The organism is Arthrobacter sp. AOP36-C1-22 (assembly GCF_052377515.1).
In the GTDB taxonomy this organism is placed as follows: domain Bacteria; phylum Actinomycetota; class Actinomycetes; order Actinomycetales; family Micrococcaceae; genus Arthrobacter_H.
In genome coordinates this window covers 70249-84587 of record NZ_JBQSWW010000013.1, presented here as the reverse complement: position 1 = coordinate 84587, position 14339 = coordinate 70249, and the positions used below count along the sequence as shown (strand labels likewise).

Sequence of the window (14339 nt, the reverse complement as noted above, 5' to 3'; positions counted from 1 at the left end):
CAAGAGAGCCGGACAAAGAGCCGAACGGTGTACTCACCTAGTGACTCAGCCAAGGTGTCGATGCCGCTCGGTGGGCACCGCGATCCTCTTTACTTTGCGGCGGTGTTTTTGCGGAATGCCTCGCCCATTTGTCGTACGGCGCGTTTGAGGATGGGCGTCGGCATGGCCAGGTTGAAGCGAAGATAACCCGCACCGTTGTCCCCGAACCCGGCACCGTCTGAACAAGCGACTTCAGCATTTTCGAGAAAGAACTCAGCCGGGTGGTTGCCGAGGTCGAGACTCCGACAGTCGAGCCACGCGAGGTAGGTACCTTCAGGGGCGTGATACCGGACCTCGGGAAGGTGCTCGGCAAGCAGGACAGCCAACTGTTGTCGGTTGTGATCCAGATAAGTGATCACCTCGTCCAGCCAGGGTTTACCCTCGCTGTCGGCGGCAGTCGTCGCCAGGACACCCAGATATCCGACGCCGTGTTCGGCCATGAAGCTCGCCGATGACCAGGTGTGCTGATCAGTACTGTTGCTGAAGATGATCTGTGCGCATTTGAGACCCGACATGTTCCAGGCTTTGGTGGCGGAAGCCACTGTCACCGTGTGTTTGGCGGCTGCTGGTGAGACCGAGGCGTAGGGGACGTGGCGGCTACTCGAGAAGACCAGCGGTGCATGGATTTCATCGGAACAGACTCGTGCACCGTGTTTTTCCACGATCTCGGATAACTCGAGCATCTCGGCCCGTGAGTAGACCTTCCCGATCGGGTTGTGGGGGTTGCAGAAGATCAGGAGGCCCCCGCCCGCGGCGAACGCGGCATCGATTCCCTCCAAGTCGAGCTTCCACTCGTTGGCACCGAAAGTCATGGGGACCTGGATGATGCGGCGATTCAGGCTCGCTGGGATCTTCAGGAACGGCATGTGGGCCGGAGTCGGAAGGACAATCGCCGACCCGGGTGCCGAGTAGTGGGTGATGGCGAGGACGATGCCGCCAGCACATCCGGGATGGGACGAATATCAGTGGCGGGAACAGTCCAGCCGTAGATGCTCTCGAGCCAGGCCGAGCAGGCACGTGTCATGTCGTCCACGGCGGTCACCGGGGCGTATCCGAGGGCGGCGGATCCCACCGGCTCCTGAAGCGCTGCCTGGACCTCCGGGGCCGTACCGAAATCCATCTCTGCGATGAAGGCGCCGATCGCGTCCGGGTACGTAGTCCACTTCCTGCTTCCAGCGCCTCGTAGTTTGGTCTCCGTCAGACCATCGAAGTAGTCCGCGTGATTCATCTGGGTCCCTCGCTGGTTCGTGGATATCGGCGTAGCTGTGGTTCCCAAGATACACATAAAAGTACGTACATTTAGTGCTGGGAGGACATAGTCAGCACCTTCTTTTTTCGCGCCCTGGTCCGAAAGGGAGCTACAAGCGGTGGTGGACGCCTTTTGTGGGGGTCACGTCGGCAGCTTCGTCGCGGAGGCCTTGTTCAAGGATCCCGCGGGCAGCCAGTGCGTCCCCGGTCTGATGGGCGAAGGCGACGGCCGAAACCACGACCGGGCCCGCCAGCGCAATAGGATTCCGGCCCAGGCCCCGGGCTCGCGCCGCGTCGGACACATCGGCGATGCACCCCAGTACGGCGGGGATGCTGCGCAGCATGAGGCCTACCGCCAGGGCCACCAGCTCCGGGTTGACCCCCACCTTGCGCAGCGGGGAACACGCCCAGGCCAAACCATCGATCAGATCGGATTGGTCGGTGGTCAGCAACAGGAGGCGAGCCAGTTGCAGCGCCGCGAACATGCCTCCGACGACCATGAACGCGGTCCACGGGCCGTTCATCCACCATTGGTAGGCCGCGAGCAGGGCGAAGATCCACCACAGCAGCCGCAGTGGGGACGCCCAGGCGGCGAGGACCCGTGCTCCGGCGAACGCATACAGCAGCAGGCCCACCACCAGCAGGGCGGCCGCCGTAGTGGGGGAGCGGAGGAAGACGACGGCGGTTCCTGCCGCGACCAGCACCAGGTACTTCAACCACAGCGGGGCCCGGTGGACCATCGAGGTTCCGGGGATTCGCAGGCCCAGCAAGAGGGCCTGGCCGCGCATCAGGAACCTTCACTCGACGCGGAAAGCGCTAGCTGTCGGTAGTGCTCGATGGCCTCGCAGGGTGTTCCATCGTGCACGATGTGGCCGCCCTCGACGACCAGGACCCGATCGGCACGGGCGGCGAAGTCCAGGTCATGGGTGGCGTAGATGATCTGCTGATCGAGGGCGAACAGGGTGTCCTGCAGCAGGATGTTGTTGCGTAGATCCAGCAGGGTCGTCGGCTCGTCGGCGACCAGGATGTCCTGTCCCGCAGCCAGCACGCTGGTCAAGGCGACGAGCTGGCGTTCGCCGCCCGAGAGGTCATGGACGCTACGGTCGGCCAGGTGGGCCAGGTCCATGGAATCCAGATGATCCATGGCGGCCTGACGACGTCGTACCTTGTTCTTGAGGGTGGGCTTCAGGGACAGTTCCACGTCCTCGCGAACCAGCGGCATGACCAGCTGGGAGAGCGGGTCGCTGAACAGGAAGGCAACGCGTCGGCGGACCGCCGCGACGTCCCGGGCCACATCCTTCCCGTCGACCACGACACGGCCCGTCGACGGGCGGGCCAGCCCGTTGATGAGCCGGAGGAGAGTCGATTTGCCGGATCCGTTGGCGCCGATCACCGCCACTCGGGACTCGCGTAGGTCCAAGCTCACCGGGGCCAGGATGACGGTGTCGTCATCGCTGCCATCGGGGTTCGGGACGCTGAGGCCTGCGGCGTGGAAACTGATCACTTCAATAGCCTAGGCATCGAATTCGCGCCGGGCCATGCGGGGGAACGCCTTGAAGACCATGACGGCCACCAGGGCCGCGATGATGTTCTTGATGATGTCTCCCGGCCAGTACGCCAGGTCGACGACGACTGCCTGCGCCCAGGGGATCTGCCCGTTGATGCTCATTCCGAGGATGCCCAACGGGTGGGTCACCAGGATGGACCCCGCCATCGCGGCGGCGAAGAGCCAGGGCATGCCGGCCGTCCGCTTGCGGCGCAGGATGAACGTGGCCAGGGAGCCGGCCACCAGCGCCGCCAGGGGGAAGGCCAGCAGGTAGCCGGCCGTCGGGCCGGCCAGGACGCCGAGTCCGCCGGTGAATTTCGCGAATACGGGAACACCGGCCAGGCCGACCACCACATAAAGCAGGACACTGACCGTACCGCGGAGGCCGCCGAGGCAGAGGGCCACCAGCGACACCGCCAGGGTCTGCAAGGTGATCGGAACGCCCAAGGGGCCGACCGGGATGGCCGGGACGAGGGTCAGGGCGGCCATCAAGGCGGCGAAGACCGAGATCAAACCCAGGTCACGGGCGCCCCATCTGCTGCGGCGGGCGGACAGCCGAGGGGCGTCGAGATACGAATTCGTCATGCTGCACATAATACTTGATCACTGTTCAAGCCGGTATTTTGGGGTGAGATGGCACTCGTGGGGTGGATCGGCCTTAGGCGGTCATCGCTCGCACGCGTACACTGGAAAGGTTGCGTGACAGCGCATCACATTCCATTTGAGAGGTTCCCATTGATTTCCGTTGCCGACCTTGAGCTCCGTGCCGGCGCTCGACTCCTGATGGAGGGTGTCAACTTCCGCATCGATCAGGGAGACAAGATCGGCTTGGTCGGACGCAACGGCGCCGGCAAGACGACGATGACCCGCGTCCTGGCGGGCGAAGCGGAGCCCACCGGAGGAACGGTGACGCGGAACGGATCCATCGGATACCTTCCGCAGGATCCCCGGACGCCGAACATGGGACAACTGGCCCGCGACCGGATCCTTTCGGCCCGCGGCATGGATGAGATCGTGACCAAGCTGCGCAAGTGCACGGACGAGATGGGCAGCGAGGACGAATCCATCCGCACCAAGGCGATGAACCGGTACGACCGGTTGGACGCAGAGTTCATTTCGCGCGGTGGCTACGCCGCCGAAGCGGAAGCCTCGGCGATCTGCAACAACCTCGCCTTGCCCGAACGGCTCCTCGACCAGACGCTGGACACGCTCTCCGGCGGTCAGCGCCGACGCGTCGAACTGGCACGGATCCTCTACGCCGACGCCCAGACGCTCCTGCTCGACGAACCCACCAACCACCTTGACGCCGACTCGGTGGCCTGGCTGCGCGAGTTCCTGCGCAACCACCAGGGCGGGCTGATGGTCATCTCCCACGACACCGACCTGCTTGAATCGACCGTCAACAAGGTCATCCATCTCGATGCCAACCGCGCGACGATGGACCTCTACAACCTCGGGTGGAAGCGGTACCTCGAGCAGCGGGAAACGGATGAGCGTTCCCGCAAGCGCGAGCGTGCCAGCACCGAGAAGAAGGCCGGCGCCCTGCTGGCCCAGGCCAATAAGATGAAGGCCAGGGCCTCCGGCGCCTCCGCGGCGCAAAGCATGCTCAAGCGCGTGGATCGCCTCATGGGCGGCCTGGAGGAAGCCCGGGCCCAGGAAAAGGTGGCCGCGTTGCGGTTCCCGGAACCGGATCCCTGCGGCAAGACCCCCATGATGGCCAAGAACCTGAGCAAGTCCTACGGCTCCCTGGAGATCTTCATGGACGTGGATCTTGCCATCGACCGCGGCTCCAAGGTGGTCATCCTGGGCTTGAACGGTGCCGGCAAGACGACCCTGCTGCGCATGCTGGCCGGGGTTGCCGAGCCCGATACCGGCGAAGTCATTCCCGGCCACGGACTCAAGGTGGGGTACTACGCCCAGGAGCACGACACCCTCGACGTGGAACGCACGGTGCTGGAAAACATGCGCTCCTCCGCGCCGGATAAGCTCGGCGACGCTGAAGTACGCGGTATCCTCGGCTCCTTCATGTTCAGCGGAGACGACGTCAACAAGCCGGCAGGGGTCCTCTCCGGCGGCGAGAAGACGCGTCTGGCACTGGCCACGATCGTTGCTTCCAGCGCCAACGTGCTGCTCCTCGACGAACCGACCAACAACCTGGACCCGGCCAGCCGCGCCGAGATCCTCAATGCGTTGAGCAACTACAGCGGCGCCGTCGTCATGGTCAGCCACGATGAGGGTGCCGTGGCCGCCCTGAACCCGGAACGGGTGGTCCTCTTGCCCGATGGCGACGAGGACCTGTGGAACGAAGGCTATCTGGACCTGGTCACCCTGGCCTGAGTCACCTTGGCCTCAAGGCCTGCAAGCCCCGCCGGTGAATCCGGCGGGGCTGCTTCCTTTTAAGACCGGCGCGCCCGGCTCACTAGCGTCGGGCCTGGTCCTCGAAGCGGTCGAGGTAGGCGTCCTCGAGCTCTTCGTCGGTGGGCACGTTGCCCTTCCTGCGGGTGGGGCGTTGACGGGGTGCGCGGTAGGCGGAATGGATGACTTCGGTGCCCGCCGCGGCGGCCTCTGCCGCCTCCTGTGCATCCTCGCGATTGAGCCGGGCCTGCTGCCGGGCCGCGTATCCCAAGCCGATGAAGGACAGGACCCCGAAGGCGAACCACTGCAGCGAATAGGACAGGTGGTTGCCCTCATCGATCGAGGGCCGTTCCAAGGCGGTGGGGGTCGTCGCCGGGGCCGGTTGCTCCCGGGCGATCACCCCGTAGGCGCCCGTCGCGATGGGATAGCCCAGATCCTCTTCCAGGGCGGGAAGCTCGATCGAGGCCACCTGCCCTTCGGGGGCCGAGCGGCGGACCGCCGGCTCACCGACCTTCATGCGGGCCGTGATCTGAACCTGGCCCTCCGGCGGGGCAGGGACGCTGTCGGGCCTGCCGGCGGAGTCGTCCCCGATGGGCAGCCAGCCGCGATCGATGACGACCCGGGTTCCTTCATCGGTTTCGAAGGGAACCAGGACCTCATAGCCGGGTTGTCCGTTGGTGGTGCGGTTGCGCACGATGCGCGTATCCCCGGGGAGGTAGCTGCCCTTCATCGTGACCGGGGTCCAGGCCCGGTCCGCCGGAAGCGTGTCGAAGTAGGGGAGCGCCTGCCGGAAATCCAGGGGAGCGGCGTCGTAATTGGCCTTGACCAGGTCGTTGGCGGCCCGGGCTTCATCGAGCCGGTTCATCTGCCATTTGCCCAGCCCCACGCAGGCCGCCGCAAAGACGCAGACCAGCAGCAGCCAGCCAAGCCAGCGGGTGCTGGCCAGGAATCGGTACACGGATTCACCCCTCCTGGGCGTCGGCGGGGAGCGGCTGTGATTCCTTGAAGAGACCGCGTTCCGTGAGGTAGGTGGTCAGCCATCCGCGGTGGTCGTCACAGGCCAACCAGATCTTCCGGCGCTCCGGGGTATGGATCCTGGGGTTGTTCCAGAGCAGTTGCCACTGGGCGGACTGCCGGCATCCCTTGCGCGAGCACTTCGGCACCGCGGGGCCCTCAACGCCTGAGAGTTGGTCGAAAATGCTCATCCGTGCTCCCTTTCGCTTCCTGGCCGGTGGCGGTGGCCGTGATGGTGATGGACCCGTTCTTCCTGCTGTGGTTCCTCCGCCTCGTCGGGGACGTACCAGTGCCCCGAGAGCAGGTCGGGTTCGGCGTCGTCCTGCGGGCTGGTCGAGCCGGAAGCCGGGTCGAAGGGTCCGGTGGTGGTCCCTTCGCTGCCTTCCGTCGGGTCATCAGTGTTCGACTCGTCCTTCGCCGTGGGGTCCTGCGGGGCCTCGTCCTTCGTGCCGTCGGCTGCGGCGCCGGCGAGCATGGCGGGCTCCGTCGGACCGCCGTCGTAGTAGTTGGTCTCCGTACGTTTGGCCAGATCGGCACCGCTGGCGTTGGCCACGACCACCGCGAAGTAGGGCAGGATCACCGCCAGGATGAGCATGACCACCTGGATCCACCCATGGACGAAAAAGGCAGCGATGAAGCAGGCCATGCGCACGGACATCGAAATCGTGTATTTGACGGTGCGCGAATGCATGTCCGCCGAACGTGACTCATCGGCGTCGGTGATCCGCTGCGGGTGGCCGGCGGGGACAGGCTGGTTCAAAGGATGCGAATGCTGGCTCATGTCTCTTCCATGGTGTTCCCCTCCATTGTGTCACCGTCGCGACGATCCGCCGAACCCTCCACGGCTAGAATGGTGCGGAACCGTTGACGTACCGACTTGGAGGACCCATGACCGAAACCGCCCAGCCCGCCCCGCGCAGCGTATTGATCACCGGTGGCAACCGGGGTATCGGCCTGGCCATTGCCCGGGCATTCGAAGCGAACGGCGATCAGGTGGCCATCACCTATCGCAGCGGCGAGGTCCCCGAAGGTCTGCTGGGGGTGAAGGCGGATGTGACCGACTATGCGTCCATCGACGCGGCGTTCACCGAGGTCGAACAGGCCCACGGTCCCGTCGAGGTCCTGGTGGCCAACGCCGGGATGACCAAGGACATGCTGTTGTTGCGCATGAACGAGGACGACTTCAGCTCGGTGGTCGACACCAACCTCACCGGCGCCTTCCGGGTCATCAAACGGGCCTCGAAGGGAATGATCAAGCTGCGCAAGGGCCGTGTCGTGCTGATCTCCTCCGTGGTGGGCCTGCTGGGCTCTCCCGGTCAGATCAACTACGCGGCGTCGAAGGCGGGGCTGGTGGGCATGGCCCGGTCGTTGACCCGTGAGCTGGGGTCCCGGGGCATCACCGCCAACGTGGTGGCCCCGGGGTTCGTCAACACCGACATGACCGCCGCACTGCCCGAAGACACGCAGAAGGAGTACCTCTCGGGCATCCCCGCGGGACGGTTCGCCGAGCCCACCGAGGTGGCAGGAGTCGTCCGCTGGCTGGCCAGTGACGAGGCCGCCTACATTTCCGGCGCCGTCATTCCGGTCGACGGCGGTCTGGGCATGGGGCACTAGGCCCACCTGCCGTTCGTCTTTGGAGCATTCCCACAACGGCACGACGCCGGATGGGCTGGCAAGATGGAGGAAAGTGCCCGCGACAGCGGGCTCCCTTGCCGCATCCGCGCCATGGCCGCGTGAACCCCAACTAGGAGAATCCATGTCAGAACTCAACGGAAAAACAGCCATTGTCACCGGGTCCTCCCGGGGCATCGGCGCAGAAGTGGCGAAGAACCTCGCAGCGGGGGGTGCCTCCGTCGTGGTGAACTACCGGCAGAAGGCTCCCCGTGCCCATAAGATCGTCCAGGGCATCACCGATGCCGGGGGCCGGGCCGTGGCCGTCGGTGCGGACCTGACCGCCGAGGGGGGCGCCCAGTCACTGGTGGATGCGGCGCAAGAGAACTTCGGGTCCCTCGATGTGCTGGTGCTCAACGCCTCCGGCGGCATGGAAGCCGATCTCGGCGAGGACTATGCCCTGCGACTGAACCGCGACGCCCAGGTCGACATGCTGCGCACCGCGGCCGCCGTCATGCCCGCCGGTTCGCGTGTGGTGTTCGTCACCAGCCACCAGGCCCACTTCATCGACCAGACGGCGACGCTGGATGCCTACGAGCCCGTGGCCCGTTCCAAGCGCGCCGGGGAGCTGGCCCTGCGTGAGGAGATCCCGGCGCTGGAGGCCAAGGGCATCTCGTTGGTGGTGGTCTCCGGGGACATGATCGAAGGGACCGTCACCGCCACGCTGCTGGACCGGGCCCAGCCAGGGGCCATCGAGGAGCGCCGGCAGGCTGCCGGCAAACTGCTCACCGTCCAGGAGTTCGGGGTCGAGGTCGCCGCGATGGCCACGGCCGACGTCCCCACCGGACATACCGAATACGCTGGGGGAGCAGGACACTTCCTGGACTAGAACACACCGGCAGTACACGGAGCATCAAAGGCGGCGGCTCCACCCTCCCACGGGTGGAGCCGCCGCCTTTGGCGTCGGTGCGGGGGTTAGGGCTTCTTCCCGCAGACGACCTTGTTCCAGGGCTGATACGTCCAGTGCAGGCTGTCCTTGAGCGTCTCCGAGCCCGCCGTCCGGGTGCGGTGCACATCGACCGAGAACCCCTTCTGGCCACCGGACTCCGCGACACACTTCTCGGCGTCGTTGTAGGTAGTCTTGGGGTTGGTCTTGTTGTAGTGCCCCGAGGTCTTGGAGGTGACCTTGTACTTCTTGGTCCCCCAGAGACGGGTCTTCACATGGCTGTCGGTCACCCAGGCCTGGATCATCACGGCGTGGCCGGTGTTGTTCTTCCAGGCCATGTCGATCTGGCCTTCCCACAGGGTGGATTCACGCCCGGCGGGGTAGCGGTCGAACCAGCGGCTATGCGGCCGGTGGGTGACATCGTCCATGCCCCCGAGCCATCCCACGTTGAACAACTGGGTGGAGATCTGCGACAGACCACCGCCGATGGCTTCGGTGGTGAAGCCGTCTTCCACCACGCCGGACTTGAAGTAGCCGTTCGCCTCCGTGATGGGGGCCAGCGCCTTGGTCAGCGAGAAGGTGTCGCCGGGCATGACCAGCATGCCGTTGAGCTTCGAGGCCCCGGCGCGCAGGTTCTTGGTCCGGACCGTGTCAAAGGTGGGGTACGGCGTGGAGAACTCGACGATCTCCTCCTTCACACCCAGCTTCTTCGCCTTCGCGGTCGTCAGTTCCGGCTTGGTGACGGCGACGTCGATCTTCGCGGTCCGTGAATCGGTGGTCGCGGCGGTGAGGATCTTCTCGGTGAGGTTCTTCGTCTCGACGCCATGGCCCTTGACCGCGGGGATGATCTTCGGCTTCCCGTCCTTCAGGACGATGCGGGCGTCCTTGGCCGTCGACGCCATCTTGGGATTGGCCTTGAGCAGACGGTCGGCGAGCTGCTGGTTGTCCAACGACATCTTCACCGCGCCGTCAGAGACCTTGAAGGACGCCGCCTGGGCCAGCTCGGCCGGCTTCAAGGTGGCCTTCAGGTCATCGGCGGCCACGGTCACGTTCCCGGCGACCAGGGGCTTGGCCTGCTCATCGCGGACCTTCTCGAACGCCGAGGCGGGGGTCTTGGGCTCCACCGTGGTGGTGGCCACCTCGATGGGTTCGCTCGCGCCGAACCAGGAATTGCCGATGGCGTCGCCGGCCTGGTCCGCGTCGACCTTCTCGCCTTCGGACGGGGCGTCGTACTGGACCTTGGAGTCCTTGAAGGCAATCTTGCCTTCGGTGGCCTTGGTGTCCAGCTTGGGACGCAGATCCTCTATGGCGGCGTGCAAGGCGTCGTCGTCCTGGGTCAGGACCGGCTTGATGGCCGAACCGCCGGTCAGGCGTTGAAAGAGGACCATGGGGTTCAGGGTGTACCCGGTCCGGCCCTGCAGGGTGGCCTCGATGTCCAGGCCCAGGCCGGATTCGTCGGGGGTCAGCGGCGCGGACTGTTCCCCGGCGGCGATCGTGACCGGTTCGGAAGCCAGCGGGTCCAGGTCCCGGTGCAGTCGGGCGGCGGCGTCGGAACTGCTCAGACCGCCGATCTCGACCCCGTGGACCGTGGTCCCGTTGGGGATCTGGTCGCCGAGCAGCGACGCCCCGCCTGCGTAGGCGCCCGCCAACAGGATGATGGCGCCACCGCCGATCAGCCAGCCCTTTTTCTTCTTGCTCGTGTCTTTTTTGTCCCGCATCATTGCCCGCGAATGCTCCATGTTCATCGACGCCGTGCGCCCGTCGGAACGCGCACCACAAAAGATCCTAGCGCCGCGGGCTCGCGCAGATGCGCCGCTGATGTCCGCGGGGCCCGGTAGTTATGCAATCGTCATGATCAAATACCTGCCAGATGACGAATGATGTCCAGCCGTGGCAGATCGATCACCGCGTCGGCGGCGGTACGCAACGCGGGTTTGGCGCAATAAGCGATCCCGAGTCCGGCAGCCCGGACCATCAACAGGTCGTTGGCTCCGTCGCCGGCGGCGATGGTGTGTTCCACGGGGAGGCCCGCCTCGACGGCCCACTGCCGCAGGGACGACTCCTTGGCGGCGGCATCGACGATCTCCCCGTTCACGGTTCCGGTCAGCCGGCCTTCGCTGACGCCCAGATCGTTGGCCCGGGCGAAGTCCAGCCCCAACCCGTCGGCCAGCGGCCGGAGGATCTGGAGGAACCCGCCCGAGACAACGCCCACCAGATGCCCGCCCTCGTGGCAGGCCGCGATCAGTTCCCTGGCCCCGGCCGAGAGAACGACGGCGTCGCACACCCGATCGATGACCCCGGCCTCCAGCCCGGCCAGGGTGGCCACCCGGGCGTGGAGACTTTCGGAGAAGTCCAGTTCGCCGCGCATCGCCGCCTCGGTGACGGCGGCGACTTCGGCCTCACGCCCGGCATGGGCGGCCAGCAACTCGATGACCTCCTGCCGGATCAACGTGGAATCGACGTCCATGACCAGCAGCTTGCGGGGCGCCTCGATCAGGCTGGCCGGGACCAGGGCATGCTGCGCGGAGTCGGCGGCGAGCCGGTCCAGCAAGGCGGCGGAGCGGTCTGCGTCGGGGCCTTCCGGCGTCGTGCGGGTCAACGCCCTGCGTGTTCCGGCGTACCCCAGCCCCGAGAACGCCGTGGAGGAGGCCGTGGAGAACCCGTGGTCCCCCAGGAGCGCCTCGATCCGTGCCGGTTCGAACCGGGTCGCCTCCGGGCCGTCGGCGGCCGTCGGAGTCGCGGCACCGTCGTCGGGGGAGGACGCGGTGCCGTGATGGGAGACGAGGTAACTGCTGATCTTCATGGAACGATTCTCCCGTGCGGTGCCTGCTAGGCGCTACTTCGCGACGTCGCGGGGCGGCACACCCGGTAGCATTTGGCCGATCACCTAGGTATTGCCTTAGTGTTTTGACCATGAATGATGTGCTCTCCTTTACCGGTATCGACGTGGTCCGGGGTCAAAAGAACCTCTTGACGAGCATCGACTGGCAGGTGAAGGAGGACGAACGATGGGTTGTTCTGGGTCCCAACGGGGCCGGGAAGACCACCCTGTTGCAGATCGCCGCGGCCCGCATGCACCCCACCCGGGGCACCGCCGAGATCCTCGACGAGACCCTGGGACGGGTCGACGTCTTTGAACTGCGTCCGCGGATCGGGTTGTCCTCCGGGGCCCTGGCCACCCACATCCCCGCCCACGAGAAGGTGTTGAACGTCGTGGTCACCGCCTCCTGGGGCACCACCGGCCGCTGGCGTGAACAATATGAGGCCATGGACGAACGCCGGGCCTTCTCACTGCTGCACGACTGGGGGATGTCCACCCTGATCAACCGGAAATTCGGGTCACTGAGCGACGGCGAACGCAAGCGGGTGCAGATCGCCCGGGCCCTGATGACCGACCCCGAACTGCTCCTCCTGGACGAACCCGGGGCAGGACTGGACCTGGCGGGGCGCGAGGACCTCGTCGCCCGCCTCTCCGAGCTCGCCGCCGACGACGAGGCACCGGCCATGGTCCTGGTGACCCACCACCTCGAGGAGATCCCCCCGGGCTTCACCCATGCCATGCTGCTGAACGAGGGCAACATCGTCTCAGCCGGCCCCATCGCCACGACACTAACCGAAGCCAACCTCTCGGAGACCTTCGAGATGGATCTGCGCCTGCGCGTCGACGACGGCCGCTACTCGGCCGTCGCCCGACCCGGCGCCTAGGGCCAGCGCAGCGCATGGATTTATGGAGGGAACTGCTCGTCCTCTTTGCCGGGCTCTGGGCGGGCACGATCAACACGATCGTCGGCTCCGGCTCGCTGGTGACGTTCCCGGTCCTTGTGGCCCTGGGCTTCGCGCCGGTCAACTCCATCATCTCCAACGCCATGGGCCTGGTCGCCGGCGGGTTCTCCGGCGCCTGGGGATACCGGCAGGAAGCCCGCACCGTCCCCAAGACGATGCTCAAACTGGTTCCGGCCTCGCTGCTGGGCGGCATCCTGGGCGCCTTCCTGCTGCTCCACCTTCCCGAAACGGTCTTCGGGTATGTGGCCCCGGTCCTCATCGCGATCGCAATCCTGCTGGTCATCTTCCAGCCGCGGCTGGCCCGGTGGGTGCGTGAGAGGCAAAGCGGCGGGGCCCTGCGGCCTTCCCATGCGGACGAACAGAAACTATCGCCGCTGGTCTACGTCCTGGTCTTCCTCATCGGGGTCTACGGAGGCTACTTCACCGCGGCCCAGGGCATCCTGCTCATGGCCGTGCTGGGCATCTTCTTCCATGGTTCGCTGCAGCAGTCCAATGCGATCAAGGTCATCCTCTCGCTGGTGGTCAACCTGGTCGCCGCCGTGTCCTACCTGCTCTTCGCCTTCGACCGCATCAACTGGCTGATCGTCCTGCTCATCGCCGGCGGTTCCCTGGTCGGTGGGTTCATCGGCGCCCGGGTCGGCCGGAAGCTCTCACCGCTGCTGCTGCGTTCGTTCATCGTGGTGCTCGGGCTCGTGGCCCTGGCGGTCATGATCGGCAAGCTGGTCTCCTGATGCCGATCATCACCCTGGAATCTGCCTCCGACCCGCGCGTCTCCGATTACGTCCGGCTCTCCGATGCGGCCCTGCGGCAACGAACCGATCCGGGGCGCGGGCTCTACATCGCCGAAAGCTCCAAGGTCCTGCGTCGGGCCCTGGCCGCCGGACACGTCCCGCGCTCCTTCTTCCTGGCCGATAAATGGCTCGAGGGGCTCTCCGATGTCCTCGAAGCCCACCCCGAGGTTCCGGCCTTCGTCGGGGCGCCGGGCGTGTTGGAGGAGATCACCGGCTTCCACCTGCACCGGGGTGCGCTGGCTGCCATGAACCGGCCGCAACCGGTTCCGGTGGCCGACGTCGTCGCCGGGGCCCGCCGGGTGCTGTTGTTGGAGGACATCGTGGACCACACCAACCTCGGCGCGATCTTCCGTTCGGCGGCCGCCCTGGGAATGGACGCCGTCCTGGTCTCCGCCCGCTGTGCCGATCCGCTGTACCGGCGTTCCATCCGGGTGAGCATGGGTGGGGTCTTCCAGATCCCGTGGGCGCGGCTGGAGGACTGGAATGAGGGGCTGGACCGGCTGCGCGGGGACGGATTCCGGTTGGCGGCCATGGAGGTCACCGACTCGGCCCGGCCCATCGATGAAGTAGCCGCCGAGAACATCGATCGGTTGGCCCTGGTGCTGGGCACCGAAGGGGCCGGTGTCTCGGACGACACCCTGGCCCGGGTGGACGAGGCCGTGATGATCCCCATGCGCCCGGGCGTCGATTCGTTGAATGTCGCTGCGGCCTCCACCGTGGCCATGTGGGAATTGCGGGCGAGGTAGGCGCGGCGAATGTCGTGGGCGCAGGCCGGGTCTCCTGGATGGTTCGCCGGAGTGGCTCCGGCCCTCTCAAAACGCGCCCTAGAAAGCTGGCATGACTCCAGCAGGGGAGTGCGAGCCCAATGAGAGGCGTGATGGTCGTGGTTCATCAGAGCCAGACGTGGACGTTGGCGCTCTCCACTGAAAGCCAGGGCTTGAATCCGACTGCAGGCCATGGACTCGTTGATCCTGGGCTGACGCTTCGGACGTACTCGAACAACCGG

Annotated in this window: 15 protein-coding genes; 6 read left to right on the top strand and 9 right to left on the bottom strand. The window is 66.0% G+C overall.

Going from position 1 to position 14339, the window contains the following annotated elements; translation table 11 throughout:
• Positions 1-89 precede the first annotated feature (89 nt).
• The 4 genes from ACT3S6_RS09275 to ACT3S6_RS09260 all read right to left on the bottom strand — a co-directional run bounded on the left by ACT3S6_RS09275 (position 90) and on the right by ACT3S6_RS09260 (position 3418).
• The gene (locus ACT3S6_RS09275; protein WP_444554705.1) at positions 90-929 is read right to left on the bottom strand and encodes a MalY/PatB family protein; all 840 of its coding nucleotides are present in this window, start codon (positions 927-929) and stop codon (positions 90-92) included.
• Positions 930-1397: 468 nt separating this feature from the next.
• Entirely contained in the window at positions 1398-2075 is a 678-nt protein-coding gene (locus ACT3S6_RS09270; RefSeq protein WP_444554703.1) for a CbiQ family ECF transporter T component, read from the bottom strand.
• Complete coding sequence (locus ACT3S6_RS09265; RefSeq protein WP_444554704.1) at positions 2075-2797, bottom strand: energy-coupling factor ABC transporter ATP-binding protein; 723 nt, start codon at positions 2795-2797, stop codon at positions 2075-2077. The genes ACT3S6_RS09270 and ACT3S6_RS09265 overlap by 1 nt, the downstream gene beginning before the upstream one ends.
• Before the next feature lie 3 nt (positions 2798-2800).
• Positions 2801-3418, bottom strand: coding sequence for a biotin transporter BioY (locus ACT3S6_RS09260; protein WP_444554702.1), 618 nt, complete (start codon positions 3416-3418; stop codon positions 2801-2803).
• Positions 3419-3568: 150 nt separating this feature from the next.
• Between ACT3S6_RS09260 and ACT3S6_RS09255 the strand changes: the two genes are divergently transcribed.
• The gene (locus tag ACT3S6_RS09255) at positions 3569-5170 is read left to right on the top strand and encodes an ABC-F family ATP-binding cassette domain-containing protein (RefSeq protein WP_444554701.1); all 1602 of its coding nucleotides are present in this window, start codon (positions 3569-3571) and stop codon (positions 5168-5170) included.
• Between the two features lie 82 nt (positions 5171-5252).
• Here the strand turns inward: ACT3S6_RS09255 and ACT3S6_RS09250 are convergent, their stop codons facing one another.
• From ACT3S6_RS09250 to ACT3S6_RS09240, 3 genes are read right to left on the bottom strand one after another with little or no spacing between them, the layout of a single operon-like run.
• Entirely contained in the window at positions 5253-6146 is an 894-nt protein-coding gene (locus ACT3S6_RS09250; protein WP_444554700.1) for an SURF1 family cytochrome oxidase biogenesis protein, read from the bottom strand.
• A 4-nt stretch (positions 6147-6150) separates the two neighbouring features.
• The gene (locus ACT3S6_RS09245; protein WP_444554699.1) at positions 6151-6393 is read right to left on the bottom strand and encodes a hypothetical protein; all 243 of its coding nucleotides are present in this window, start codon (positions 6391-6393) and stop codon (positions 6151-6153) included.
• Positions 6390-6983: a DUF3099 domain-containing protein gene (locus ACT3S6_RS09240; RefSeq protein ID WP_444554698.1), complete on the bottom strand. Its 594-nt coding sequence runs from the start codon at positions 6981-6983 to the stop codon at positions 6390-6392. Before ACT3S6_RS09240 ends, ACT3S6_RS09245 begins: the two co-directional genes overlap by 4 nt.
• 107 nt (positions 6984-7090) lie before the next feature.
• Here ACT3S6_RS09240 and ACT3S6_RS09235 point away from each other — a divergent pair, with 107 nt between their 5' ends.
• Positions 7091-7816, top strand: a complete 726-nt coding sequence (locus ACT3S6_RS09235) for a beta-ketoacyl-ACP reductase (RefSeq protein WP_444554697.1) — start codon at positions 7091-7093, stop codon at positions 7814-7816.
• Positions 7817-7958: 142 nt separating this feature from the next.
• On the top strand, positions 7959-8702 hold the full coding sequence (locus ACT3S6_RS09230; protein ID WP_444554696.1) for an SDR family oxidoreductase: 744 nt from the start codon (positions 7959-7961) through the stop codon (positions 8700-8702).
• An 86-nt stretch (positions 8703-8788) separates the two neighbouring features.
• Here the strand turns inward: ACT3S6_RS09230 and ACT3S6_RS09225 are convergent, their stop codons facing one another.
• Together ACT3S6_RS09225 and serB are read right to left on the bottom strand one after the other, a co-directional pair.
• The gene (locus ACT3S6_RS09225; RefSeq protein ID WP_444554695.1) at positions 8789-10480 is read right to left on the bottom strand and encodes a VanW family protein; all 1692 of its coding nucleotides are present in this window, start codon (positions 10478-10480) and stop codon (positions 8789-8791) included.
• 134 nt (positions 10481-10614) lie between these two features.
• Positions 10615-11562 carry a phosphoserine phosphatase SerB gene (gene serB, locus ACT3S6_RS09220; protein ID WP_444554694.1) on the bottom strand — a complete coding sequence of 316 codons (948 nt, stop codon included), beginning with the start codon at positions 11560-11562 and terminating at the stop codon, positions 10615-10617.
• A gap of 110 nt (positions 11563-11672) precedes the next feature.
• On the opposite strand from serB, the gene ACT3S6_RS09215 reads away from it, so the two are divergent.
• From ACT3S6_RS09215 to ACT3S6_RS09205, 3 genes are read left to right on the top strand one after another with little or no spacing between them, the layout of a single operon-like run.
• The gene (locus ACT3S6_RS09215) at positions 11673-12464 is read left to right on the top strand and encodes an ABC transporter ATP-binding protein (RefSeq protein ID WP_444554693.1); all 792 of its coding nucleotides are present in this window, start codon (positions 11673-11675) and stop codon (positions 12462-12464) included.
• Positions 12465-12478: 14 nt separating this feature from the next.
• Positions 12479-13273 (top strand): sulfite exporter TauE/SafE family protein, encoded by a 795-nt coding sequence (locus ACT3S6_RS09210; protein ID WP_444554692.1) that lies wholly within the window; start codon positions 12479-12481, stop codon positions 13271-13273.
• Positions 13273-14079: a TrmH family RNA methyltransferase gene (locus ACT3S6_RS09205; RefSeq protein WP_444554691.1), complete on the top strand. Its 807-nt coding sequence runs from the start codon at positions 13273-13275 to the stop codon at positions 14077-14079. Before ACT3S6_RS09210 ends, ACT3S6_RS09205 begins: the two co-directional genes overlap by 1 nt.
• The last annotated feature ends 260 nt before the right edge of the window (positions 14080-14339 follow it).